Annotated in this window: 21 protein-coding genes, 1 tRNA gene and 1 pseudogene; 16 read left to right on the top strand and 7 right to left on the bottom strand. The window is 67.2% G+C overall.

The genetic code is table 11. The features are described 5' to 3' along the window. Positions 1-403: 403 nt before the first annotated feature. Positions 404-3,220, bottom strand: coding sequence for a pyruvate dehydrogenase (acetyl-transferring), homodimeric type (gene aceE, locus AWX74_RS34300; RefSeq protein WP_076825128.1), 2,817 nt, complete (start codon positions 3,218-3,220; stop codon positions 404-406). Between the two features lie 620 nt (positions 3,221-3,840). On the opposite strand from aceE, the gene AWX74_RS34295 reads away from it, so the two are divergent. After that, positions 3,841-4,230, top strand: a complete 390-nt coding sequence (locus AWX74_RS34295) for a secondary thiamine-phosphate synthase enzyme YjbQ (RefSeq protein WP_054566742.1) — start codon at positions 3,841-3,843, stop codon at positions 4,228-4,230. Between the two features lie 369 nt (positions 4,231-4,599). Next, positions 4,600-5,037, top strand: coding sequence for a DUF3052 domain-containing protein (locus AWX74_RS34290; protein ID WP_006543704.1), 438 nt, complete (start codon positions 4,600-4,602; stop codon positions 5,035-5,037). 318 nt (positions 5,038-5,355) lie between these two features. Here AWX74_RS34290 and AWX74_RS41765 read toward each other — a convergent pair whose 3' ends face one another. After that, a complete protein-coding gene (locus tag AWX74_RS41765; RefSeq protein ID WP_006543705.1) occupies positions 5,356-6,048 on the bottom strand; it encodes a DUF4234 domain-containing protein in 693 nt (230 codons plus the stop codon). Between the two features lie 702 nt (positions 6,049-6,750). On the opposite strand from AWX74_RS41765, the gene AWX74_RS34280 reads away from it, so the two are divergent. The 4 genes from AWX74_RS34280 to AWX74_RS34260 all read left to right on the top strand — a co-directional run bounded on the left by AWX74_RS34280 (position 6,751) and on the right by AWX74_RS34260 (position 10,528). Next, a complete protein-coding gene (locus tag AWX74_RS34280; protein WP_018635884.1) occupies positions 6,751-7,209 on the top strand; it encodes a peroxiredoxin in 459 nt (152 codons plus the stop codon). Between the two features lie 834 nt (positions 7,210-8,043). Next, positions 8,044-8,115 (top strand) — tRNA-Val (locus AWX74_RS34270). An 87-nt stretch (positions 8,116-8,202) separates the two neighbouring features. Then, complete coding sequence (locus AWX74_RS34265) at positions 8,203-9,198, top strand: tyrosine-type recombinase/integrase (RefSeq protein ID WP_091285196.1); 996 nt, start codon at positions 8,203-8,205, stop codon at positions 9,196-9,198. Positions 9,199-9,334: 136 nt separating this feature from the next. Further along, a complete protein-coding gene (locus tag AWX74_RS34260; RefSeq protein ID WP_165615913.1) occupies positions 9,335-10,528 on the top strand; it encodes a Shedu immune nuclease family protein in 1,194 nt (397 codons plus the stop codon). A gap of 19 nt (positions 10,529-10,547) precedes the next feature. Here the strand turns inward: AWX74_RS34260 and AWX74_RS34255 are convergent, their stop codons facing one another. Both AWX74_RS34255 and AWX74_RS34250 read right to left on the bottom strand, forming a co-directional pair. Next, complete coding sequence (locus AWX74_RS34255; RefSeq protein WP_091285191.1) at positions 10,548-14,027, bottom strand: aminoglycoside phosphotransferase family protein; 3,480 nt, start codon at positions 14,025-14,027, stop codon at positions 10,548-10,550. A gap of 210 nt (positions 14,028-14,237) precedes the next feature. After that, positions 14,238-14,627, bottom strand: coding sequence for a hypothetical protein (locus AWX74_RS34250; protein ID WP_091285188.1), 390 nt, complete (start codon positions 14,625-14,627; stop codon positions 14,238-14,240). A 510-nt stretch (positions 14,628-15,137) separates the two neighbouring features. Between AWX74_RS34250 and AWX74_RS34245 the strand changes: the two genes are divergently transcribed. The 9 genes and pseudogenes from AWX74_RS34245 (at position 15,138) to AWX74_RS40420 (ending at position 21,679) form a co-directional block, all read left to right on the top strand. Next, entirely contained in the window at positions 15,138-15,338 is a 201-nt protein-coding gene (locus tag AWX74_RS34245) for a hypothetical protein (RefSeq protein ID WP_091285185.1), read from the top strand. A gap of 158 nt (positions 15,339-15,496) precedes the next feature. After that, on the top strand, positions 15,497-15,883 hold the full coding sequence (locus tag AWX74_RS34240; RefSeq protein ID WP_193209871.1) for a hypothetical protein: 387 nt from the start codon (positions 15,497-15,499) through the stop codon (positions 15,881-15,883). A 37-nt stretch (positions 15,884-15,920) separates the two neighbouring features. Beyond that, the gene (locus AWX74_RS34235) at positions 15,921-16,109 is read left to right on the top strand and encodes a hypothetical protein (RefSeq protein ID WP_226931364.1); all 189 of its coding nucleotides are present in this window, start codon (positions 15,921-15,923) and stop codon (positions 16,107-16,109) included. A gap of 18 nt (positions 16,110-16,127) precedes the next feature. After that, on the top strand, positions 16,128-16,301 hold the full coding sequence (locus tag AWX74_RS40425) for a hypothetical protein (RefSeq protein ID WP_165615912.1): 174 nt from the start codon (positions 16,128-16,130) through the stop codon (positions 16,299-16,301). A gap of 82 nt (positions 16,302-16,383) precedes the next feature. Then, entirely contained in the window at positions 16,384-18,600 is a 2,217-nt protein-coding gene (locus AWX74_RS34230) for an FtsK/SpoIIIE domain-containing protein (RefSeq protein WP_091285179.1), read from the top strand. Positions 18,601-18,900: 300 nt separating this feature from the next. Beyond that, a complete protein-coding gene (locus AWX74_RS40980) occupies positions 18,901-19,599 on the top strand; it encodes a DUF6228 family protein (protein WP_207550481.1) in 699 nt (232 codons plus the stop codon). Between the two features lie 176 nt (positions 19,600-19,775). Beyond that, positions 19,776-20,051, top strand: a pseudogene (locus AWX74_RS42725) (DNA cytosine methyltransferase); the annotation flags it as partial. Continuing rightward, complete coding sequence (locus AWX74_RS34220; RefSeq protein WP_207550480.1) at positions 19,973-20,608, top strand: DNA cytosine methyltransferase; 636 nt, start codon at positions 19,973-19,975, stop codon at positions 20,606-20,608. The pseudogene AWX74_RS42725 and the gene AWX74_RS34220, both read left to right, overlap by 79 nt. A 783-nt stretch (positions 20,609-21,391) precedes the next feature. Next, on the top strand, positions 21,392-21,679 hold the full coding sequence (locus AWX74_RS40420) for a hypothetical protein (RefSeq protein ID WP_091285268.1): 288 nt from the start codon (positions 21,392-21,394) through the stop codon (positions 21,677-21,679). Positions 21,680-21,791: 112 nt separating this feature from the next. On the opposite strand, the gene AWX74_RS34205 is transcribed toward AWX74_RS40420, so the two are convergent. The 3 genes from AWX74_RS34205 to AWX74_RS34195 form a co-directional block, all read right to left on the bottom strand. Continuing rightward, positions 21,792-22,754 carry a hypothetical protein gene (locus AWX74_RS34205; RefSeq protein ID WP_091285172.1) on the bottom strand — a complete coding sequence of 321 codons (963 nt, stop codon included), beginning with the start codon at positions 22,752-22,754 and terminating at the stop codon, positions 21,792-21,794. A gap of 205 nt (positions 22,755-22,959) precedes the next feature. Beyond that, positions 22,960-23,196 carry a hypothetical protein gene (locus AWX74_RS34200; protein WP_091285169.1) on the bottom strand — a complete coding sequence of 79 codons (237 nt, stop codon included), beginning with the start codon at positions 23,194-23,196 and terminating at the stop codon, positions 22,960-22,962. Between the two features lie 8 nt (positions 23,197-23,204). Beyond that, positions 23,205-23,615 carry a hypothetical protein gene (locus AWX74_RS34195; RefSeq protein ID WP_226931365.1) on the bottom strand — a complete coding sequence of 137 codons (411 nt, stop codon included), beginning with the start codon at positions 23,613-23,615 and terminating at the stop codon, positions 23,205-23,207. 191 nt (positions 23,616-23,806) lie between these two features. Here AWX74_RS34195 and AWX74_RS34190 point away from each other — a divergent pair, with 191 nt between their 5' ends. Continuing rightward, positions 23,807-24,064: a hypothetical protein gene (locus AWX74_RS34190; RefSeq protein ID WP_091285166.1), complete on the top strand. Its 258-nt coding sequence runs from the start codon at positions 23,807-23,809 to the stop codon at positions 24,062-24,064. Positions 24,065-24,515: the final 451 nt, after the last annotated feature.

The following is a 24,515-nucleotide window of genomic DNA, read 5'->3' as shown; positions in this document are numbered from 1 at the left end:
CGCGTGGCCGTTGGCCTTGATGTCACTCCCGAGACAATAGTGTCGCCGGTGACGATCAGGGACTGATTGTCGGTGACTGCTTGTCACAAGGAGCGCTGGGCTGGTGGCATCGTTGGAGTACAGATGCTAGCCGGTGCGCGGCTGGAGCACGGTGAACGCGGAGGGTAGCGACCATGTTTGGTTACGCTGCGTGCCATTGGGTGCCGCGAGTGTCGTCACTCAGTGTCGCGGGTGGCCCGGTTCGCCACCCGCGGTCCACGGACCCCCGGGGGTAGGGGGCCCGTGGACCCGGCAGGTGCACGGGCAGGTGCCGTCCGGTTGCGCAGGTGGCCATACCGGAGACCCACCCGCGGGCGGTGCCTGCGGCTCCGATGGGCGGCCAGGTCGGCCGCCCGGGAGGTTGTCAGCCGGAGACGGCCGGCTCGGAAACCTCCACGGCGGAGCTGAGAGTGACCTCGCCCACGCCATCCTTGCGTAGCCCATACCGGCGAATGGCGTCGTCGACGACGGCCTGCTCGACCTCGCCGGAGCGGGCCAGTGCCTCCAGCGTCGCGACGACCACCGACTCGGCGTCCACGTTGAAGTGGCGGCGCAGGGCGGCCCGGGTGTCGGAGCGGCCGAAGCCGTCCGTGCCCAGCGAGGTGTACGCCTGCGGCACCCACCGCGAGATCTGGTCCGGAACGGCGCGCATCCAGTCGGAGACCGCGACGGCCGGGCCAGGCGCGCCGGCGAGGATCTGGCTGACGTAGGGCACCGCGGCAGCCTCCTCCGGGTGGAGCAGGTTGTGCCGCTCGCAGACGAGGGCCTCGCGACGCAGTTCGTTCCACGACGTGACGGACCACACGTCGGCGGCGACGCCGTAGTCGGCGGCCAGCATCTCCTGGGCGGACAGCGCCCAGCGCATACCGGTGCCACTGGCGAGGATCTGCGCCCGCGGAGTGGACGAGTCGCCCGCCGCGCCCGCGGCCGCGCCGTCGCCACCGGTGAGCTCGTCGGCGGTGCGGAAGCGGTACATGCCCGCGAGGATCTGCGCCGGGTCGAGCCCGGCCGGCTCCGCCGGCTGCGGGACAGGCTCGTTGTAGACGGTCAGGTAGTAGAAGACGTTCTCGTCCCGCTCGCCGTACATCCGGTCGAGTGCGTCCCGGACGATGTGCGAGACCTCGAACGCGAACGCCGGGTCGTACGACACGCACGCCGGGTTGGTGGACGCCAGCAGCAGCGAGTGCCCGTCCTGGTGCTGCAGGCCCTCACCGTTGAGCGTGGTGCGCCCGGCGGTGGCACCGAGCAGGAAGCCACGGCCGAGCTGGTCGCCCAGCGCCCACATCTGGTCGCCGGTCCGCTGGAATCCGAACATCGAGTAGAAGACGTAGACGGGGATCATGTACTGGCCGTGGGTGGAGTACGCCGTGGCCGCCGCGATCACCGAGCCCATCGAGCCGGCCTCACTGATGCCCTCGTGCAGCATCTGACCGGCCTCGGACTCCCGGTACGACAGCAGCAGCTCACGGTCGACGGCCTCATAGCGCTGCCCGTGCGGCGAGTAGATCTTCGCCGTGGGGAACATCGCGTCCATCCCGAACGTGCGGGCCTCGTCCGGGATGACGGGCACGAACCGGGCGCCCATCTCCTTGGTCTTCATCAGGTCCTTGAGGAGGCGGACGAAGGCCATCGTCGTCGCCACCGGCTGCTTGCCCGAACCGCGCCGCAGCTCGTCGAAGATCGACGCCGGCGGCTGGGTGAGCGGGCGGGCCCGGACGACCCGACGGGGGATGGAACCGCCGAGCGCCGCCCGGCGCTCCCGCATGTACTGGATCTCCTCGGAGTCCGCGCTGGGGCGGTAGTAGGGCGGCAGGTGGCCGTCGAGCGCCGCGTCGGGGATGTCCAGGTAGAGCCGGTCGCGCAGCTCCTTCAGCTCCGACTTGGTGAGCTTCTTCATCTGGTGCGTGGCGTTGCGGCCCTCGAAGTCCTTGCCCAGCGTCCAGCCCTTGATCGTGTGGGCGAGGATCACGGTGGGCTGGCCGGTGTGCTCGGTGGCCGCCTTGTAGGCCGCGTAGAGCTTGCGGTAGTCGTGGCCGCCGCGGGAGAGCTTGCGCAGGTCGTCGTCGGTGAGGCCGGCGACCATGCGGCGCAGCCGGGCGTCCGCGCCGAAGAAGTTCTCCCGGATGTAGTCGCCGGCCGACGTCGAGTACGTCTGGAACTGGCCGTCGGGCGTGGTGTTCATCCGGTGCACGAGGACGCCGTCGGTGTCCTGGGCGAGCAGCGGGTCCCAGTCACGGCCCCAGACGACCTTGATGACGTTCCAGCCGGCGCCGCGGAACGTCGACTCCAGCTCCTGCATGATCTTGCCGTTGCCGCGGACGGGACCGTCGAGGCGCTGCAGGTTGCAGTTGACGACGAAGATGAGGTTGTCGAGCTCCTCGCGGGCGGCGACACCGAGTGCGCCGATCGACTCCGGCTCGTCCATCTCACCGTCACCGAGGAACGCCCACACCTTGCTGCGGGACGTGTCCTTGATCTGCCGGTTGAGCAGGTAGCGGTTGAATCGAGCCTGGTAGATGGCATCGATCGGGCCGAGGCCCATGGAGACGGTGGGGAATTCCCAGAAATCCGGCATCAGACGCGGGTGAGGGTAGGACGACAGCCCGCCCGGCTCGCCCTCCCGCCGGAAGGCGTCCAGCTGTGCCTCGGTGAGGCGCCCTTCCAGGAAGGCGCGTGCGTAGATACCGGGCGAGGCGTGGCCCTGGATGAAGATCTGGTCGCCGGAGTCGCTGCCGGGCGAGGAGGTCAGGTGGTCCTTGCCGCGGAAGAAGTGGTTGAAACCGACCTCGTAAAGGCTGGCACTCGACGCATAGGTCGCGATATGCCCGCCGACGTTGTATTCGGGACGGTTGGCGCGGCTCACCATGATGGCGGCGTTCCAGCGGATGTAGGCGCGGATGCGTCGTTCCACGTGCTCGTCACCCGGGAACCAGGGTTCCTGCTCGGGTGGGATCGTGTTGATGAAGTCCGTACTCGTCAGAGCCGGTACGCCTACAGCCTTCTCACGTGCTCGCTCGAGGAGTTTGAGCATGAGGAACCGCGCGCGGCCCCGCCCCGACTCCTCGATGACAGCATCCAGGGACTCAAGCCATTCGCTGGTTTCGGACGGATCGATGTCCGGCAACTGGCTCGGGAGCCCGTCGGTGATCACCGAGAACTTCCGTGTTGTGTCCTGCGCCACGCCTAACTCCTGCTCTCCGTAGCTCCTGGCCGATGCCTCCTCACTATCGTGCTCCGTCTCGACACTGCCGTCACGCACGCCCTGCCTACTGATTGGTAACAAAACTGGATCGACAGGGCCCGATATCACCGGATGCATCGTGGTGATATGACCATCAGTCAGCATCCAGCAACCGGTTGTCGTGATTGCTGTGCCAGGTTCGGCGCAGATCGCGGATCGTGCAAGACGTCATGCTTCGTCCGGCTGCGCACCGTGTGCGCGCGGGCTGGCCATGGGGCCGACCGCGCCCGGGGCCCGCGCGAGCACCCGCACAGCCGTGTGACAAACCCAACCGGTCCATAACGGGCCGGCTGGCAGCGCCCGGTGACAGGCGGCACAACGACCCGGACGATGGCCCGCGCCGACGGTACGGCCGGCGGCATGCGACCGCCCGTGCGACGTCCTGGGCGGTTGGCTGGGCCCCGCGCGCGGCCCGTGCTTCGCGGACCACGGCGCGGACCACAGAGCGGGCGCTGGCGGGCCGGCATGCGTGGGTCAGGGCGGACCCCGGACGTCGCCGCGGCGACACTGGAGCGTCGGTGGGTAACGGAGGAAGGACGTCGAAGGTGGAGACGAGAACAATGACGGTGCATACGGGCCGTCATGACCGGGTCGTCGATCTCACCGACCGGGCCGCGGAGTTCGTCGCCGGCCGTGGGGACGGGCTGCTGTCCGTCTTCGTTCCGCACGCCACCGCGGGCGTGGCGATTCTGGAACTCGGCTCCGGAAGCGACGAGGACCTGCTCGCCGCGTTGGCGACACTGCTCCCCGCGGACGACCGCTGGCGCCATGCCCATGGTTCGCGCGGGCACGGCCGGTCACACGTGATGCCCGCCATCGTGCCACCGTCGGTGACCGTTCCCGTTCTCGACGGTCGGCTCGCGCTGGGCACCTGGCAGTCGGTCGCACTCGTCGACCTGAACGTGGACAACCCGGATCGGACGGTTCGGCTGTCCTTCCTCGCAGGCTGACCGCACGCCCGGTGACCGGCGTGCCCGCCGGTTCGGCCCAGGAGCCGGGCAGGGTTCGGCCGCCAAGGCGTCCCACATCACATTCCCGCAGGTTGGAACGATGGTGACATCGTGTCGGCGGGTTTGCCGTGACGGGTTGACGTGACGGCCCGTGGGTAGCGAGATTGTGTCAGCGGAGATCGTTGTGGAACGGCCGGCATCCCCCTGCTTGTCCACAACCCCCGGCGTGGCACTTGCGCACCCACCGGATGGTCCGGTGGACTAGGCCCACGGCGGGTCGCGCGAGCGGATCGTCGCCGACCGGTCCGCCCACGACCGGGCGCCTCGCCACAGCGAGGCGTTATGTAGACGAGCAGGAGGTAGCGGAGGGTGAGTCCGACCGCGGCGAACGCCGAGGGTCAGCGCCGTGCGGAACGTCTGGGAGTCGCGGCCGGCACATTGGTCCAGTCGCTCAACGAGGACGACGACATCGCCCAGGACCTGCTTGATGCGGTCACCACGGCGAGTGGCACCGAGCTTGTGCCGGAGGACTCCGACGACGTGGTCGACGTCGTCCTCCTGTGGTGGCGTGAGGACGATGGCGATCTGGCCAACGCCCTCATCGACGCGCGCAGGCAGTTGTCCGAGGAGGGCGTGATCTGGCTGCTCACCCCCAAGGCGGGTCGCGAAGGTCACGTCGAGCCCAGCGACGTCCTCGACGCTGTGCCCACCGCGGGCCTCGTTCAGACCAGCACAGTCAGCGTCGCGGCCGAATGGGCCGGGATGCGGCTGGCGGCCCCCAAGTCGCAGCGGGTACGCCACCGCTGACGGCGCGGTGCCGGCAGTGACCGGGTTGGCGGCTCTCGGGGGCCGCCAACCCGGCTGTTCGCGTGCGCCCAGACCGCGGGCTGAGGCGGAGAGGGCTGCCGGACTGTGGCCGCACGGCTGCCGGGCTGTGGCCGCATGAGATCGCCGGGCGCATGAGAAACGCCGGGCACACAGGAACGCCAGGGCACCGCACAACGCCCGTCGGCCGCCCCGGCCCGATGGCCTTCAGCGCCCCGGCCCGATGGCCTTCAGCGCCCCGGCCCGATCTGGGAACCGAAGCGCTGAAGTACCGCTTCCGAGCCGTCTGTCGCCAGCCCCTCAGAAGCTCAGCGGGACCTGCTGGCCCTCGACCGCGCCCGGGTAACGGGCCCAGATCTTGTTGATCTCGTACTGGAGGTACAGGGCACCTCCGCCGACCAGCCACAGAACGAAGGCCACCCCGGGGCTGAGCTCCGGGAGCCCGGCCGCGCGCTGGGCATCCCTGGTGCGGGTGCCCAGCCGCCACGTGGCCACGAAGGGCGGGACGATCAACACCCAGCCGATCACATACGCCAGCACCGACAACGCCGGGTTGACCTGGATGCGGGGGTTGTACGCGGAGAGCTCCTTGTTGGTCTTGTAGACCCAGACAAGGCTGTAGATGCCGAGCGTGATGATCGGCAGCCCGAGCCATACGGCGAACGGGTTGCGTCGCTTGCCCAGAACCCCGGCGCCGACCGGTGAGGCGCCGGCGGGTGGCGGCCCGTAGCCGGGAGGCACCGGATAGGTCTGGTTTCCCGGGTAGGGCTGTGGCGGGTAGGGATTCGGCGGGTACGGGCTCGGTGCGTACGGCTCGGTCCGGTCCGAGTACGGCGGGGCGTTACCTGGGCCCGGAGCGCCGAACTGGCCGGGCGGGTTGGAATAGCCCTGCGGGCCGCCGAACCCGGGCGGCGGGCCGCCGGGCCCTCCCTGGCTGCCCTGCCCCCAGCCAGGCGGGCCGGGCGGCGGCATCTGATTGGTCAAGGTGGACACGACCTCCCTGCTGTTCGGACCGCAGGCGCCCGACGCGCCGTCATGCGGTTTCGCTCCCGGCCTGGCCGCGAGCAGTGACCGGCTGGAAGCGGATACCGCCCCAGTAGTCTTCTGTAGTTGTCCGGCTCGATTGTTATCGAGGCCGTTGACCGGTCAGACTAGGACACCGGAGTGCTGGAAACCTGTTCCGGCGCTTTCCTGTGGGATCGTTGAGCGTAAGTATGCTCTCCGTATCTGGATTTGTACGTTTCGGAGTCGGGGTGGGCTCTCCGGGTGCTCCTGGTGCCGGCGACCTGAAGACCACCGTCCCGCGCGGGATGACACACCCGCTGTCGCTGCCCCTGCCCCCAAGGGCCGTTCGTTTCCCGCGTGGTGTCAGGCAGCCCTGACGATGTGGTCGTCGCTGTGCTCTCCTGACAACCAGGGCGTCGTGGAGCCCCACAGCGCCCGGCGTGCCCTGCGCCGCGTCCCGAGGGCCCACGTGGGACGTCCCACCTCGGGGAAGGGCGGGAGAGCAGGTCGTGGCGCAGGGCGCCGGTGTGCCGGAGCGGCACGCCCGATCCGGCACACCGGTAGTGGCCGGACGCCAAGGGCGTGGCCGGCGGTGGCATGCTGGCGGATGAGGACTGACTGGTCGCGAAGACCGCGAGGTCGAGCAGCACCCAAGAACGCGAAACCAACCGCAATCGAGAGGAACAGCTCGTGACCGTCGACGTCGGAGCCGTCGCCCCCGACTTCTCGTTGAAGGACCAGAACAACGAGGTCGTCACCCTGTCCGACTTCCGGGGCCGTCGCAACGTTGTGCTCCTGTTCTACCCGCTGACCTTCACCGGGGTCTGCCAGGGCGAGCTGTGCTCCGTCCGGGATGACCTCGGTTCCTTCCAGAACGACGACGTGCAGGTGCTCGCCATCTCCGTCGACTCCGCCTTCGCGCACAAGGTGTGGGCGGACCAGCAGGGCTACGAGTTCCCCCTGCTCGCGGACTTCTGGCCGCACGGCGAGGTGGCCAAGGCCTACGGGGTCTTCAACGAGGAGAAGGGCATCTCCCTGCGCGGAACCTTCATCATCGACAAGGAGGGCAAGGTGCGCTGGAAGGTTGTGAACAACATTCCGGACGCACGTGACCAGGCCGAGTACCTCAAGGCGCTCGCCTCGCTGTAGTCCGCAGGAGCCGACGGGCGGGCGGATCCCGCCCCGTCGGGCTCCTTGCCGGCGCACCTGGCCAGCCAGGAACCCGCGGGGGAGCCCAACGAGGTGCGCCACGGTCGACGTGCTCCGCCGGTCTCGTGAGGACGGTGAACCTCATGCCGTGTTTCCGTTGCAGCGAGCGTCAGACCGACCCGGTCCGGGGATCAAGTCCCTGGCACCGCGTCGTGATCAGTGGCGAGCAGGTTCTGGTCTGCCCGACCTGCCGCCCCGCCCCGGACTGGGACGCGATCCTCGACCGGTGCAACAGGTGCGCCTCGACCCGCCTGGCGAAGGCGCTCGGAACAGTCCTGTGCCGCGACTGCGGCGCTCGCAAGGAGCCCGACCGCCACGCACCCGAGCTCAAGGACACCGCCAGTCAGCACCCACCGGCGCAGCCGCAGCCGCAGCTAGCCGAGCACGCTTCGCCGGCAGGCGAACCGCCGAGGCCGCTGGTGCGACCGTTCGCGGCCGCGAGGGACGAACCCGGGGCCACGGGCCAACCCGCGGCGACAGACGCCCACACGCGCCCTGAGGCGGCGCAGGCGGAGACCGAACGCTCCTTCGCGGATTCAACGGGCACGGGCGCGCCCGTGAGCCTCCCAGACCGCGACGGAGCCCTCGCCGCCGACGTTGACGCCGCCCTCTCCCGCATGTTCGGGCGGCCACGGCCGGTCTCCTGACCCAAAACTCGCGATCATCCGCTAACGTTTCGACCTGGCACGGTGACTCTCCTGACGGAAGGGGCACCGTGCAGCCGGACGTATGCTGCCGACGCAGGCCCTGTGTTGCGTAGGCTGGCATCCTCCCGGGCGCGTAGCTCAGCGGGAGAGCGCTCGCCTTACAAGCGAGTGGTCGCAGGTTCGATCCCTGCCGCGCCCACAAACCGGCTCTGACCTGCAGGAATGAAGATCACTTGCGGGTTCGCAAGTAGAGCACAGCGGTCGGACACAACTAAACTGCCCGATCATGGAAGCAGTTGACCATGGTTCCTGGCCCTCCTTGGTCCGTCAGTGGCGCCGATCGCTTGACGCCCGAACTATTTCCCCGCAGACGATCAGGCTGTACCTTGGTACGGCGTGTGACCTCATCCAGCATCTCGCCGAGCACGGCGGGCCGGGGGACCCCCTGAAGCTGGAGCGGAGGCACATCGAAGCCTTCCTGGCCGACTACGCGGCCGACCACGCACCGGCAACCGTGTCCCTGGTCTACCGGGCGCTCCAGCAGTTCGCGTCCTGGCTCGTCGAGGAAGAGGATCTCGACGTGAACCCGATGGGCCGGATGCGCCCGCCCGTCGTGCCGGAGAAGTCCGTGCCCGTCCTGACGGATGAGCAGCTACGCGCGCTCTTGGCCGGATGTGCCGGACGGGACGTGATCTCTCGGCGCGACGAAGCGATCATCCGCCTGTTGATGGACACCGGCGGACGACGGGCCGAAATCGCAAACCTGACCGTCGAAGACGTCGACTTTGGTCAGGATGTGATCCACATCGTGGCGAAGGGTCGCCGACCGCGCGTGGTGCCGTTCGGGAGTAAGACCGGCATCGCACTGGAGCGCTACATGCGCCTACGGGCGCGGGACCGATGGGCCGACCTGCCGAACCTGTGGCTTTCGGAGAGGAGCCGCGGCCCGCTCACCCCGAACGGCATCAACCAAATGCTGAAGCGGCGTGGCAAGGCCATCGGCGTGCCCGGTCTGCACCCGCACCAGTTCCGCCACACCAACGCCCACGCCTGGCTCGCCGCCGGTGGCGGCGAGACTGACCTCATGCGGAACATGGGCTGGCAGTCACCCGCGATGCTCCGCCGCTACGGCGCCAGCGTGGCCGACGAACGCGCCCGCGACGCCCACCGCCGCCTCCGCCTCGGCGATCTGTATCTAGGTCCGTTACTCGGCCCTGCCTTGAACGGACCTGGTCAAACAAGTACTTGCTTCTCGTCAGAGAAATGCCATCCGCCTATCTAGCCGATCAACCTGCGGGCTGGGTCGCTGTAGGCGAGGTGCGGCGCTCTGTCTGTCTCATGGTGGCCGGCGCGGACATACCGGTCAGCTAGTGTATCCTTCTCGATTAGCTTGACTCATGCATCGACGGGGGATGCTAATGGCTTCTGATGTAGACGCGCATTTCGCTGCTCAGCGCAGGCCTGGGCGCCTCTATTTCACCAAGCGTTTTTCTCAAGAGGGTGCTGAAGTAGACCCAAATGGGCAAATTCCGCTTCAACAGCGGATGGCTTTTCAGGTTCACGATACGAGCGACGATGTTCGATTCGTCCGAAATGGTGGAATCGAAGAAGTGCTCCGCGAAACCCGACATCGCCGTGACCAGCTTAAGGCGGTCTTTTTCGAGGATGATCGTCGAATATCCCAGCTAGTCTTCCAGAAGTTCAGCGTAAATGGAATTCCTCGCCGGGAGAAGACGTTCTCGCTAAACGGTGAAGAGGTGGAGGCGCTAAAGAGATTTCTGGCGCTGATTGCATCCACTCCGATGGGCTCGACAGAGGGAAGTCGTCTCGATTCTGATCTTATTCGGGAAGTTCTCGATTCCCCGGAGATCGTCGCTCAGCTGTACTCTTCTCGAAAAGACGACATTACCAAAATCATTCAGGAAGACGAGACTGCGGTAGATGTGATCGCCGTAAGGCGCAGAAGATCTGCTGTTAAGCTATTCGAGAATCTTCTTGAGGACGCCGATTACTTTCGGCGGCACCAGCAAGAGCTAGGGAAGTCGCGCCCGGAGGACGTGTGGCAACACTTCTTCGAGGAAAATCGATGGATCTTTGGGATAGGACTTTCCGCGCAAGTTTTCTTGCCGTGGGACCTAGGTCGTCTGAGTCAGGCGGTCGCCGGAGCGTCGATTGAGGGGGCCGGTAAGAGGCCGGATGCCCTTATGCGCACTGCTGGAACGATCGGTTCATTTGTCTTCGTCGAAATAAAACGGCCTGATACCCAGCTTGTTCGAGCATCTACTTACAGATCTGCAACCTGGCCTCCGGACAGTGAGATTGTCGGCGCAGTAGCCCAATGTCATGCGACGGTGGATTCTGCTATAGGTAGGTGGCAGTCACAGCGGCGGCGCGACTCGGATGGTTACGATATAGGTTTTGATGTTCACTACTGTCGACCTCGTTCGTACCTGATTGCCGGCCATCTCGGACAATTTGTGCGCGAGGGGAGCTGCAATAATGAAAAGTTTCGCTCTTTCGAGAACTACCGGCGTAATCTGACTGATCCGGAAATTATCACCTTCGACGAACTGTACATGCGTGCGCGATGTGCAGTTATGGATCTTAGCTAGTTCCGAGAGGCGATACCTACTACCGTCGGCCTCGCCACTGTTCTATCAGAGTTGCAATGGTCGGACCATCGATCTGTAGCTCGTTTCCTAGTACGGAATGTGCGGCAGATATCTTCCCCGCGAGTTTTTCGGTGAGCGCGATGCTTTCATCTCTACTTGGTCTGGATTCCGTTAGTATCTTCGTGTATCGAACGGTATCGACGATGGCGGACTTCACTCGTTCGTGAGAAAGGTAGGTGTCGAGGTCTGGTTGCCATCCTTCGGAATGGGGCCCGGTGACGACGGCAGTCCATTCGTCAAGAAGTGCGTCGTGCTCGTTGTCCTGGTAGGCCATCTTGTGTATATGGACGGCTAGGTCATAAACGGGGTCGCCCCACAGGGCGAGTTCCCAGTCAAGGAAGCTTGACCGGCCGTCTGAAATAATGATGTTCTTGCGGTGGATGTCGGTGTGGAGTAGGCGGAACGGGCGCGGTCGCAGTGTCTGCCATCTGTTCTCGATTTCGGCCAGGGCATTGGTGGGGATCCCGAAGGCGGAGTAGAGGTCGCCAAATTCGGGAAGGAAGCGCGAGTGTACGTCTTCCGTGACCGCGGAAAGGCGCCTGGCGAATCCGGTGGTGTCCCCGTCTGCCGGCCAGTCTGAGGGTGGGGCAGGTGCGGCGCTGGGTGGTACGTTTCCGAGTTGGGTGAACATCTCGACGACGTCGCCGATGACGTGAGCCGGCACGGCGGTCCCGCGTGGGGCTGTTTCGTCGAGTACCCGGCCCGGAAGGCAATCGAGAATCTGGTACTCGCTCCGAGCGTCGGTGAACAGAAGTCGTGGGGCATGAGTGACTGTCCCGCGAATGGCGCGGAGCACCTGAGACTCAGGCCAGATCTTGAGGTCCATGATGTCGCTGCCGGCTATGGGTATCCGTACGATGACGTCGCCTGTTGGCGTGGTCATCCGGACGTTGTGGTTGTAGAAGCCCGCGGCCGCGTCAGATCTCCCGGTTGCCTGCAGGTAATAGTCGTTCGGATTCCACTCCCGACCATCGGTCAGAGCTGCAACGAAGTGGGTGACCTGCTCGTCTAGGCGGTCGAGGGGGTCCATTGGCTGGATTTCCAGCGTCGCGCGTTCCCGACTGTAAGTGATCTGCTCATCCTCGACGCCGATGAGTTCCAGTGCTCGTGCCGCGCACAGAACGATTGTTGGGTAGACGTCGGCGGCTTCGAGTTCCCGGATCGTCCATCGGAGCGATGCGTGGGCTTCGTCGAGTCGGCCGCGCCGAATCTGGATGATGGCGCGGTAGAACTCGGCGCGGGCGCGGCCGGACCGATAGTTGGCGGCTTCGAGAGCTTCGCATGCGGAGTGGAGAGCGGTTTCGGCCGCGTCGAGGTTCCCGCTGTGTAGTTGCGCGATGGCGAGTGCGGTGTATGCCTTGCCGATTTCATGGCGGGCACCGATCTCGCGTTGAACCTCGATGGCGCGCCCCGCTTCAATGACGGCGGCCGGCGGGTCCGTGTGCGCGAGGAGCTCGGCGCGATTGGTCTGGATGTTGGCGAGACCGAGGACGCTGCCGGCCGCGGTGTAGTGGGTGGTGGCTTCGTCGAGGTACCGGGCGGCGGTGTCGAAGTCGAACGCGAATCGGTGTGCGAGGCACCGTAGGCGGGCGATGTCGCCGAGGAACTCTGCGTCCTGGGCGGGCGCAGAGGTGCTCAGTTCGGCCGCCAGTGCCTCGGCGTCGCGGAAGCGTCCTTGGGCCATGTGGAGGTCCGCGGCCCACAGTCCTGCGGTGAGCTTGGGAGCGGCCGTGGCGCGGTTCCACACGCCGGTGTAGGTGTCGAGCGCTTCCCGGGTGTCTCCGGCTATGCGTCGGCCGTGTCCGGCAGCGACGACGAGCCGGGCGCCGATCGTCGTGTCGAGGTCGAGCGTGGTGACCGGTTCGGGGATCAACGCGGTCACGGCGGCGGCGTCGCCGATGCGGACGGCAGCGTCGGCTTGTAGGCACCGCAGTGCGTCTACCAGGCCGTTGCGGTCGGGCCGGCCGGGCAGATTGGTGCGGAGGTCTTCGATGATCCCGTGGGCGGCGCTATGGCCGCCGCGGAGTACCGCGCGGTCGGTGTAGCTGAGGAGAGCCTCGCCGGTGGCCTGTCCGCTGCTGAGGGCATGGTAGGCGGCCTCGCGTAGCGCGCGGGCCGCGTGGATTCCGCTGTCTTGGCCGGAAACGCTGTCGGCCCGTTCTTCCCATCGGCGACGCAGAAGCGTGTGAATGTCTGTTGCCGTAGCGGGCGAGAGTCGTTCGCGTAGTGCTGTGGCCATGAGCTGGTGAAAGCGGAGCGCGTCTGCGGCCGGGTAGACGAATGAGTAGGCGCTGACCGATTCCCAGGCGATGCGGTGACCGGGAAGATTGAAGGAGGCGGCCAGGGTCTGGAAGATATCGTAATCGAAGATTCGTGCCGGACTCAGGATTTCCAGGGCTCGGATTTCGTTCGGTTCGACATGCTGGAGGAACCGGGCCAGGATTTCCTGCTGGGATACGGGGTCACCGCTGATGCGGCCGCCAGTCTGGAGGTGGGTGTCGACCGCGAGATTGAGGTAGAAGGGAAGGCCCGCGCTTGCGGTCGCGATGGTCTGCCGCTGGACCGGGTCCGTTATCCCGCCCGCGTTGAGCAACTCCAGACGTGCTTCCATCGGGAGGTCGTCGATTCCGCACGCGGTGATGTGATCTTCCCATCCGGGCTCGGTGAGTTCCCAGTGGAGCGGTTCCCGGCTGGCAATGACCACCAGGCCGCGGTCGAACTGGGCTACCAGGTCGCGAAGCCAGATATCCGCGAGTTGACCCCGTCCGCTACGAACCGGATTAGGGACAAGAGCCTCATGGCTGTCGATGATAATGACATACGGTTTGTCTGCGCTCGATGCCCTAAGGTCTTCCGCGAAGAGAAAAGTGACAGCGTCCGCGAGTTCACTGTTGGGTAGTTCGTCGAGTACGGCCAGGGTGGTGTCTCGTCGTACCCGCATGCGGCGGCGCATGTCCGCGCTTCCCTTGTCGAGAATTTTGAGAAGGCCTCGGGCGGTGCCGAAAACGGGGAGCCCGGCGACCGTGTCGACGATATCGGTGAGGATTGAACTGTCGTCGACGAACGCCAGATCGGATCGGCTCAGGCGTAGATGGGGGTGCAAGCGCTGCCAGAGCACCGCATAGGCGATATCGAACCGGTCGAAATGTACGCGCTGCCTTCCCAGCTCGCCGCGCAGCACCGCGAGTGCGTCTTCCTGCTGGCGTAGCGAGTGAACCTGGAGATCCAGTGAGGCCGTGCGGTAGTCGCCTGCCGCGCGGTCTTTCAACTCCCGCAGCAGTCGTGACTTTCCGATTCCGCCGACGCCGGTGGGATTGAAGATCCGTGGTCCCTCGCCGATCCGTGCCAGCTCGGCGGTGAACGCCGCCAACACCGGTTCCCGGTCGACGAACCGTCGCTGCAGTGCGGCGACGCGGTGAAACCGCGGCGTGGGCGCCATCCCTATCCTCCGACCAACGTCCAGAATCTGGCCGGAGCTAACTCAACCACAGGATCGCCCGCAGCGCCGGTTAGTTCCTCTGTCTGGCGCGGCCCCGTGGATCTACGCCGTATGACAGTGCGGGATGGCGGACTTTCGACGGTGTTTGACCAGCTCAGAGGCCGCGCCGGAGAAGTTCCGACGCGGCCTCTCGCTGCAGTGCCACCGGGGTCAGGCGGTGGCCGCTATCTCAAACGCAATATTGAGGATCATGACGCCTTCCTGCCGGGGGCGGCGGAAGGCGCCGGGGGTGATGCCCATGTAGGCCGCGGCGCGTTCGCGGCGGAAGTCGACGCTGCTCCGTCGGGTTCCAGCCGCGAGACCGAACAGGACTCGCATGGCGGACTTGGCGGGATCGTCGAGCGCGGTGTCGATGGCCTTCCTGATGATCTGCTCCGCGTGTGCTGCCCGCTCCTTCGGGCTGGTGCCGTTGGGCGGTACGAGAAGGTCGATCAGGGCAGGGAGGTGCTGCGCGAGTTCAGGGCCGCGGGCGCCGTGGCGCCGGGCCTTTCGCAGGAGCGTCTCTACCGTCTCGATGTCCGGCGTGCTGGTCGTGGACATGTTGGGTTCCGGCAGGGGCCTGGGCGGCCCCCGCTTCCCCCGCCGTACGCCTCCTTCCTTCTCTGGGGTCACCCTGGTGCGGGGAGTAACGGGCAACGCGGACGACTATGCCACCTTTGGCGCATGATCGCCACGTTTGCCTTCGATAGCCTGTGTCGGCTGCCGGTCGCTGCCGCTGGATCGACGTCCGCCTGTTTGCTTGCAAGCTGACGGCGGCCGCCTCGGAACGGCCCGCGTCCGGGCGCGCAGGTGCGGGCCATGTGAGCTGGGAAGAGTCCGGCCGGGTGACCATGCGCGTGCCCGGTTCGCTGCCCACTCCGGCGCCGTTCTCCTGCCCGGTTTGATGCTCGAAAAACGGCCGAATATGTGGGCAGATTTCTGCCGTCGGTTTTCCGGATACTGAGAACCAGTGGCGGCAGGGTGCCACGCCTCCCGGAGCGCAGAAGCGTATCCAGGGATTTTCAGTCGTGACGGCCGCGGGTCGTCGCGACGAGAACGGCAGGTTCTGTAATGGTGCGGTACTACGTTGTCCGCCGGTCCTTGTTCGGAACACTGGCCCGCTGTTTCTTCTGGATCGCCATGCTGGTCGTGGGCGCGACCACGGTGCAGTGGGCGGCCACGAGTATGGCGCCTGCCATGCTCGGCGCGTGCGCGGTGTTCGCCTTGGGTCTGGGAGTCTTCTGGGTGATCGGCCGAGGCCGTAGCAGGTAGATCGGCGCGGAACTCCGGGAAGTGACCCCCGGCGTCTGCATTTCCAGCGCCGAAAATTCGGCCCGGAACTCTCCTCGACCCTAAGGCACATCCTCCATGTTTCTCTGCGGGGCAGCAAGAAAACCACTCTTCTATACGAGCTTCAAGGAGACCAATCAATGGTTGACGGTTCGTCCTTCGGTTGCGCGCCTGAGGGCCACTTCGGGCCTCTGACGCTGTCTGACCTGGCCAACCGGGCGGAGGTAGCGCACACCGAGCACATGCAGGGCTACACGGCGAGTGCCGTTCTGCATCGCATGCACATGGCGGAGAGCGCCGAGGACACCGAGCTTCGGGACGCGCTCGACCTGTTGCTGGCGCGACTGGAGACGTGGCGGGCGCGAACGCGGGAGGAATGGCGGCAGGCGTACAACGCCTGGGCGGTTCCGGCCGGTGTCGAACCGCTGCCCGGTGACCCGATGGTGGTGGACATCGAGGTGTTCGTCACCGTCGACGAGTTCGACGATGTCCCGTTCGGCAGCGACCTTTACGACCTGAACTCCTGAACCTGCCGGTGTCGAAGGAAAGGATTCCCATCCCATGATGAGTATCTCGATTGTCCTGCTGCTGTCGTCCGCGGTGGTGGTGCTGATCCGGTCGTACCGGCTCAGTCTCGGCGGGGCGCTGCTGTGCATCGTGCTCGGCTTCTACCTGGCTGCGTCCGGGCAGGCCCCGATGATTCAGCAGATCATCGATCAGGTGCTCGGCGTCGTCTCGTCGATCGGCGTGTAACGGAAAGGCGCAGTTTCGATGATGACCCTCTTTCTCGTGCTCGCGTTGGTGGCGCTGCTGCTGTCGAACGGCGCGCTGCTGGTCATGGTGCTGGTCCGGCTCGCCGAGGAACGCCGCGAGATCGGCGACGCCCGCCGCCTGGCGCAGATGCACCGCTACCACGGCCGGGACGTGATCCAGCCGGGTCGTTGAGTTCGCCCCGGGGCGCGGTTCCTGACCGCCAAGACAGACACCGCGCCCCGGGCCCCCACCCTCGAAGGAAGGGAACCCCATCATGACCGAGCACAGCCCCCCGCCACCCGACGATCCCGCCATCACACCCCCGGCCGATCCGGCGGGCGACGGTCCGTCGAGCGGGTGGGTGCCCGACCTCGTCGCGGTCCGCGCCGAGCTGGAGCGCTACTTGCCTGCCGACCGTCTCCCCATCCCCGCGGCGCCGGTGGTGCCCGCACCGGCCGTGGGGGTCGAGGTCGACGGAGCGCTGATGGTGCCGGTCGATCCACCTGCCGGGCCGCGGCGCCGGTTGTTGGAACCGCGGCCGGGTACCCGACGGCCGATCGTCCCGTCGTGGTTGCGGTCGTGGGCCGCGTTGGGGGTCGCTACCCGGTGGGCGGCCGGGCACTTCTCCTACACCGCTGCGTACCACGCGGTGCGTCTGCCGCTGTACGCCGGCCGGCTGGCGATCCGCGCGCCGCGGGGAGCGGGCCGGGTCGCCGCCGACGCCGTGGGCTGGCTGGTCGACCGCGACGCCCGGCCGGTCATCGCCGCGGCGATCCGCCAGGAAGACGCCGGCACCTATCTGAGGCTCGCCCGTCTCCACGACACCCGCACCCGTACCCGGGCGATCCTGGCTGCTTTGGTCGGCCTTCCCGCGTTGGTGCTGGCGGTGTGGTGGTGGGTCGCCGCTCCGTCCGGTGTGCATCTGACGGTTCTCGGTGTTGTGGTCGCCGTCCTGGGGGTGGTGGGGGCGCCGGCGGACCAGCCGTTGATGAGCCCTGCGGTAGTCCCCACCAAGGTCGGCCGCCTCACCGCCGACGTCGTCACCCGCGCTCTCGGCGCTCTCGGCATCGGCGAGATCAACCGGGCGCGCCGTGAAGGCGGCGGGATCACGTTCCCGTCCCCGATCATGCGTGACGGTCCCGGCTGGCGCGCCGAGGTCGACCTGCCCTACGGCGTGACCGTCTCCGACATCCTGGAACGCCGCGAACGGCTCGCGTCCGGTCTGCGTCGCCCGAGCGGCTGTGTCTGGCCTGAAGCCGGGCACGACGCGCACGCCGGCCGACTGATCCTCTGGGTGGGGGATCAGGACATGTCCCAGGCACCGCCGCCACCGTGGCCGCTGGCGAAACGCGGCCTGGTCGACATGTTCGCCCCGCTGCCGTTCGGGACGGACCCGCGCGGCCGGCCGGTGTCGGTCTCACTGGTGGAAAACAACGTGCTCGTCGGGTCGCTTCCAGGTGCCGGGAAAACATCGGCAGTGCGGGTGCTTATGCTCGGCTGCGGGCTGGATCCCACCTGTGAGCTGTGGGTGTTCAACCGCAAAGGCACGGCCGATCTGGACGCGGCGGAGAAGTTCGCGGCCCGTTACGCCACCGGTCTCGACGACGCCACCACCGAAGCGACCCTCGTCGCGTTGCGGGACCTACGGGCCGATATCGGCCGCCGGGCCGAGGCTATCCGCCGCCTGCCGAAGGATCTGTGCCCGGACGGGAAAGTAACCCGCCAGATCGCCGGTCTGCGTTCCCAGGGCCTGCACCCGCTGGTCGCGATCATCGACGAGTGTCAGAACCTGTTCTCCCACCCGGTCTACGGTAAGGAAGCAGGAGAACTCGTCACCGCGGTCATCAAACTCGGCCGGGCGCTCGGCGTGATTCTGATCCTGGCCACCCAGCGGCCGGACGCGGCGTCGCTGCCCGCCGGGGTTTCGTCGAACGTCTCTATCCGGTTCTGTCTGCGGGTGATGGGGCAGGTCGAGAACGACATGATTCTCGGCACGTCGATGTACAAGAACGGGATCCAGGCCAGCACGCTCCGGCCATCGGACAAAGGAATCGGCTACCTCGTCGGCGCGACCGATGAGCCGATGATTGTCCGCGCCGCCTACATCGACACCCCCACCGCCGAGCAGATAGCGGACCGGGCACGCGCCGCACGGATCGCCGCGGGCAGGCTCGCCGAGCATGCGCCGCGAGAGATCGCCGCGGCGGAACCGGCCGCTCTGTCGCTGCTCGACGACATTCTCGCCGTGATACCCGAGAGCGAGAACAAGGTGTGGTCGGAAACCGTAGTCACCCGGCTCACCGAGCTACGCCCGGACCTGTATGGCGGGTGGGGGCCGGAACAACTCGCGGTGGTGTTGAAGCCGTACGGGATCGACACGAGTCAGATCAGCCGCCGGATACGCGGGAAAGTCGTCAACCGGCGCGGGATCATCCGTCGCGACGTCGCCGATGTGGTGGCGGAACGTGACCGAAACAGGGGTCTCGGCTAGGTCGGGACGGTGCTTGCGCAAGCGGCCTCCCCGCTTGCGCAAGCACCCCCTGTAAGCGGCACAAACATCCGCTGAGCTGCGAGAACGTTTGTAAGCGGCCCGGGTCGCGGACACGCGAAAACCCCCGAAACCAGGGGTTGGTGGCCCTCTCCCGGGGCGCCGACCTTGCCGGGCGGACCAAGCCAGAACCAGACACGCAACGTGACTGTCCCGTAGGTCCGCCGCCCGGCCGCATCGGACGTCATCGGGCAGCCAAAGGGCCCACGAAAAGCGAATATCCCGTGCCACCGAGCGCGCCCGGTGACTGTTCTCCCGGCCGCCGAGCAGCGGGATTCAGCTTACTTTCCCATCGATCATGCTTGTTTTCCTGAACAGGAGACAGCGGACATGTCGACCGTGCTCGATCTCTTCGCCGCTCCGGGGCACACCCCCGTCATCTCGAACGGCGGCAACGGTCTTCAGGTGCCTGCCTTGTTCTGCAGGTTCGTACCTACTCGGCTCTGCACATTCGCGAGTACGCCGACGGCCGACATGCTGCGGCTGCATGCGTATCCTTCGGGCGTGAGTCTGATCGAGGTGGGTTCTGGCCGGGTTGAGCTTGACGTTCGCGGAGCAGCGGGTTCGCCGGATGCGCGGGTACGACTGTTCGACTGGGCGAGGGAAGACGAGTACCACGTTGTCTTCGGAGTCGAGGCCGCGGATGCCGGTGTGCAGGCCCGCGTCGAGACCGTCGGGGTGACGGTCTGGGACAAGCTGGACGACTTCTTCGACGGCCTCGCGCAGGACTTCCGCGGTTGGGACGGCGAGAGGGTCTGGACGAACAACCACCTTGTTGTCGCTGCCACCTTCAACCGTGGTGGTCACGTGCGCGTGAGCTGGACGCTCCGGGCTGATGTCTTCAACAACGGCTGGGAGTGCACCGTGTCGACCGTGGTCGAGGGCGGCGAGGAGATGACGGCGCTCGCTGCCGATCTGCGGGCATTCCTCGGGCAGGGATAGGTCGAGAGGTAATCGTGCCCCGGGCACCACATGCCGTGACGTCAGTCACATGCCAGGCTCCGCAAAGGAACACGCTGATGCGCAGAGAGGCGACACACCGACCACCGTCGGGCCTCCCGTAGAGCGACACGACCTGCGCGGGACACACCGTCTGCCGACACAACGGCCCCGGCGGATGGTCCCTGGCCTGCACACAACTCGGTCTCACCGAAATTGGCGTCGAATGGGACCGAATGGCATGCGAAACTCGCCGCGCAGCGGGTCTACCCACCATCGAAAGCGACGTCGAGAAACTCCGGCCCGAGGACTTCTCCGGGATAACCGGACTCATAGCGTCTCCGCCCTGCCAGCCGTTCAGTGCCGCCGGAAAGGAATGTGGCTCGCCGATCCGCGCGGCAGGCTTATCCACCAGCCCATGCGCTTCGCCCGGTCACTGCGGCCGGCCTGGATAGCCATGGAAGAGGTTCCCGCCGTGTTGCCGATCTGGGAACGATTCGCCTACGAACTGCGACGCACCGGCTACGCGACCTGGGTCGGGATCCTGTCCGCCGAGGAATACGGCGTGCCCCAAACCCGCCGCCGTGCCTTTCTCCTGGCCTCCCGCACCAGAGAAATTGTCAAAGCACCGCAGCCGACCCATACCCGCCACCGTCCGAATGACGCGCGATTCGCCCCACCGCTCAGGCCGCGGCGCAGCATGGCCGACGCCATCGGCCGTGGATTGACCGACCGGCCGGCATACACCGTCACCACCCGTGGAAACGCCTGGGGCGGAACATTCGTCCGCCGTACTCTGCGCGCCGCCCTGGAAAACGGCCGATGGGTAGGGCCTAAACATCATCCCACCGCCGCCGAGTTTGGCGTGTTGCAGTCCTTCCCCGCCGACTATCCGTGGCAGGGAACCGTCAGCAGTCGAGAACGGCAGGCCGGGAACGCCGTCCCACCCGCTCTCGCCGCCGCGATTATCTCCTGCGTCGCACTCCCCGAATCTCTCACTCATGCCGCCTGAACCACCGAAGGGAGAATCCGACATCACCGCCGAAACGACCAGCCGCGACACACCGGGCCCGGTCGCGACCGCCCCCACCGACACCCGAGGTCAGGAAGAACATCGTCATGACGGGAGCGACGGCCCCGACCCCGCCGGACGGGCACCCGCGCGGCAGGGACGCGCGGAACACCTCCTCGGCACGGCGCTGCCGATGCTGCTCGCGGTGGGCGTGTTCTGCGTCGCGTTCGTCCACGTCCACGACGTCGCCGCCTGGGCTGGACAACCCGACTGGGCCGCCTGGCTCATCGCCGTGTCCGTCGAGCTGATGGCACTGGCGTCCATCATCGAAATCCGCCACCGCCGCCACAGCGGCACCCCGATCCGCTGGCCCGTCACCACCCTGATTGCCGGGGTCGGGATGTCCGGCGCGGCGAACCTCACCGCCGCCGGACCCGAAGCGCTTACCGGAACACCCGGTTCCTGGGTGCCCACGATGGCGCTGTGGCCGGTCGCCGCGTTCGGCCTGGTCGCCGGGCTCAAAGCGACCCGACCGGCCCACCCGGCCCACCCGGCCCAAGCTGACCCGGCAGGGCCAACCGGTCACCCGGACCGCACTCGCCCGCGGTGTCCGCCAACGCGGACACCGCTGCTCCACCGACCGGGCCGCTGTCCTGCTCGCCGCGGTCCGCGGACCATCCGGCCAGCCGCAACAGCACCCCGTGGCCGGCCCGCCCGCTCTCTAACCTGGCCCGCCTGTCCCGTCTCGCTCAGGACCACCACAGGACCGTCGAGGAGCCAGCCATGTCCGCCAGCCGCCCCGAGGACAGAGCCCTCATCGCCCGGATCGCCGCGCATGCGTCGTGGGCGAACACCCACGACCGGGCCGCACGCACCGCCCGCGGTCGCGCCGCGTTCCTGGACCGCTTCGACCGGCAGGTCGACCCGGACGGCACGCTCCCGCCGGCGGAACGTGCCCGCCGCGCCGAGAACGCCCGCCGGGCCTACTTCTCCTCGCTTGCTCTGCGATCGGCGCAGGCACGCCGCAGGAGCCGCGCCGCACCGAAACAGAAAACCCCGTCCGACCCGTGACCAGGCCAGACAGACCAGGCGGTCTTGTACCCGAATGGCGGCAGGACCGCCCGGTGGTTCGATCACGCCGGTGTGCGGGCGAGACAGCTGCTTCCGACTTGGCGGACGATCATCACGTGACGATCGGTGGTGTGGTGCCGGCCGGCCGGGAGGATCGGGAACGCAGAGAGGCACGGTCCGCCCGGCTGGCCAGACTCCTAAGGTGAAAGATGAGTGCGTCGACCGCGGTCCCGCGGCGAGGATGGGTCATATTCAGACGGCCGCCCTTCCAGGTCCGCGCCACGGTGCCCATCACGTCGCGGGCCTCCCACGCCTTCCCGTGCTGGGGGCCGTAAGCGGGCCGAACGACACCGAGACGCACCCCGCCAAGGGACACGACCTGAGCGCCGCCGGGGTCCGACGACTCCAGGCGGTGAAGCGTGGGTACGTCACCGTCCGCCGCGTGGGCCACGGCGCGGACCGCCGCCGACAGCTCGGCCGACAGCGCCACGTCACCGGCATTGCTCCGCACCACTACCGGCCGCGCCTTCCGTCGGCGGGAACCAGGCGGACGCGGTCCGGCTACCTCGAGATCGGGTGCGGGCGGCCCGGGATTGATCGTCACGTGACGATCGTCGAGTGGGGTCAACGGGGTGCCAGTCGAGTTCTCACAGGACTGCTGGACACGGTCATCACGTGATGATCGGTGGCCGATTGCCGTGTCGGACGCAGACACCATCGGGGGGAGTGACGCGCCGGGGTCGACGTCCGGCGCGGTGGGCGTGGCGCGGGCGAGCAGGGTGGCGGTGCCGTCCCGCACCGCCACGAGCAACTCATGGTCGGGCCTGCCACCGGCGTCGAGCACTCCCGCCAGCGCGCGGACCGCGTCGAGCAGATCGGCCGCACTCGCCGGATCTGCCGGGGGAGCGGTACGGGCAGCCTGGCGGACCCGGTAGGCGCGCTGCTGACAGCCACGGGAGGCGTACCGCGGCGCCCGACCCCCACCGGCCGGCGCGGCTGGACACGTCCGGCCACAGCCGCACGCGCACAGCCGATCCACCGGAACCGGGTCGTTCATCACGTGACGATCGCCCATGCGAGACATGGTAGGCCGGTCGGGATCGATCGTCACGTGATGACCGTGTCGACGCCGGCAGGAAGGGCGACCGCGGCGTCGAGCGGCCGGCCGACCTCACGCACCCGCACCCCGGCCGGCTGGAACACGGCAGCAACCCCGGACATGCAATCGGCCCCCCACCCGGCAGGATGGAGGGCCGATCATCAGGCGAGACGGTCAGGGTTCAGTGCCTACCGCCCGCGATCCGAGCTGGCAAGACCTGATACGACGCGAGGCCGAACACGTCAGCCCACTTCCGCGCCGCGGTTTCACTGCCGAACGGACTCGCCACCTCGACCACCACACCCGCGTCGTCGAATACGGCAAGGCCGAAGATCAGCGGGCGCCGGCCGACGGTCGCAGCTACTCGCCGCCGCGCCGCCCGCAGCCGATGCGCGGCGTCCGTCACTGGAAGCGCCATGCGCGCGCTCACCGGTCCTCATGCCCGCCGTGGGAACCCAGCACCTCGGTGAAGGGGCTGTCATCGGCCAGCCGCAGCACCCGACTGCCAGGCTTGCTCGGCTTACGGGGTTCGTCGTGCACCTTGAAGCGCAGTTCGCCGCCGGAGTGGGTACCGGACATGTCCGCCATGGTCTCGAACTCGCAGGCGATCGGCAGACTGCGCAGCGCGGTCGCCAGGGTCGCCGGATGCACCCCGGCCGGCACCTCGACCACGACGTACCGGAACGGTCCTGTTCCCGTCTCGCGGACCCGCACATCTGTCGGTGTGGCCCCGTCCCCGTCGAGGAACCCAGGTGCGTGGGTGTTCGCAGGGATGGCATCGGGCGCGGTCGTGAGTGCGGTCCGGGGATGGTTGCTTGCTGGTTGACTGTGGGGCACGGCGTGATCCTTTCCGTGAAGGCGATCGCCGAGAACTCGCCCGGACATGCAGCGTTCGGGCGAGTTCGTCAATGTGGCCCCAGGTCGTGGTCGACCGGGAAGCAAGGGTACCGCGAGTAGGTGACGTGCGTAACCTCCTCGAATAACCAATGCTCGTGGGTTACCTAACGTAGTCGTTAGCGTGCGCACGCATGGAGTCGTGGCCGAAGCGGGAGACGATTTCCCTGACGGAGCTGGCCGACGCTGTCGACGTGGACGCCCTACGCGACCTCATCGGGCGCGGCTCCCGCCAGCGGCAGCGAGTCTCGCGGGCCTACGCCGTGCGGGTCGCGACCACGAAGGGCTTCCCGGACCCGATCTTGGATCATCCGAAGCTGAGACTCTGGCACCGCGACGACGTTGAGCGCTGGCTCGACCTCAACCGTCCCGGATGGCGGGGCGATAAGTGATCTTTCTGTCCGCTCGTCGCGACGACGGTCGGCCAGGAACTCTGGCCTGGTGCTCGGGCAGCGCGCCGAGATCATGGTCTCTGTGGTGGGAGTTGCGGGCAGCACGCGGCGGTCGGACTTCCATCGGCGTGCTGGTGAGACCATCCGGAGCGCCCGTGTAGAAGATCACTGCCATCTTGCGTGCAGTGCTACGACCTGTTCGATAGAGGGCGATGACCATTTCCCACCGCCCGAGCTCCTGACTCTAGGGCCACCAGCGTTGAATCCGGAGTATTGCGGGCACGACGTGTACGCCGACTGATTTGGCCGTGTCGGGTTGGTCTCGTAGGGCTGCGCAGATCGTAGAGAGAACCGTCGATCTGCTTGATACTGACGCCGACTCCAGTGCCTGGGCGAGGACTGGTCCGCGTTGGTCGGGGGGTAGGTGGGGTGCGAGTTCGCTCAGCGCCTG

Source organism: Parafrankia irregularis, assembly GCF_001536285.1.
Classification (GTDB): domain Bacteria; phylum Actinomycetota; class Actinomycetes; order Frankiales; family Frankiaceae; genus Parafrankia; species Parafrankia irregularis.
This window is presented reverse-complemented; position numbering and strand designations above follow the sequence as displayed.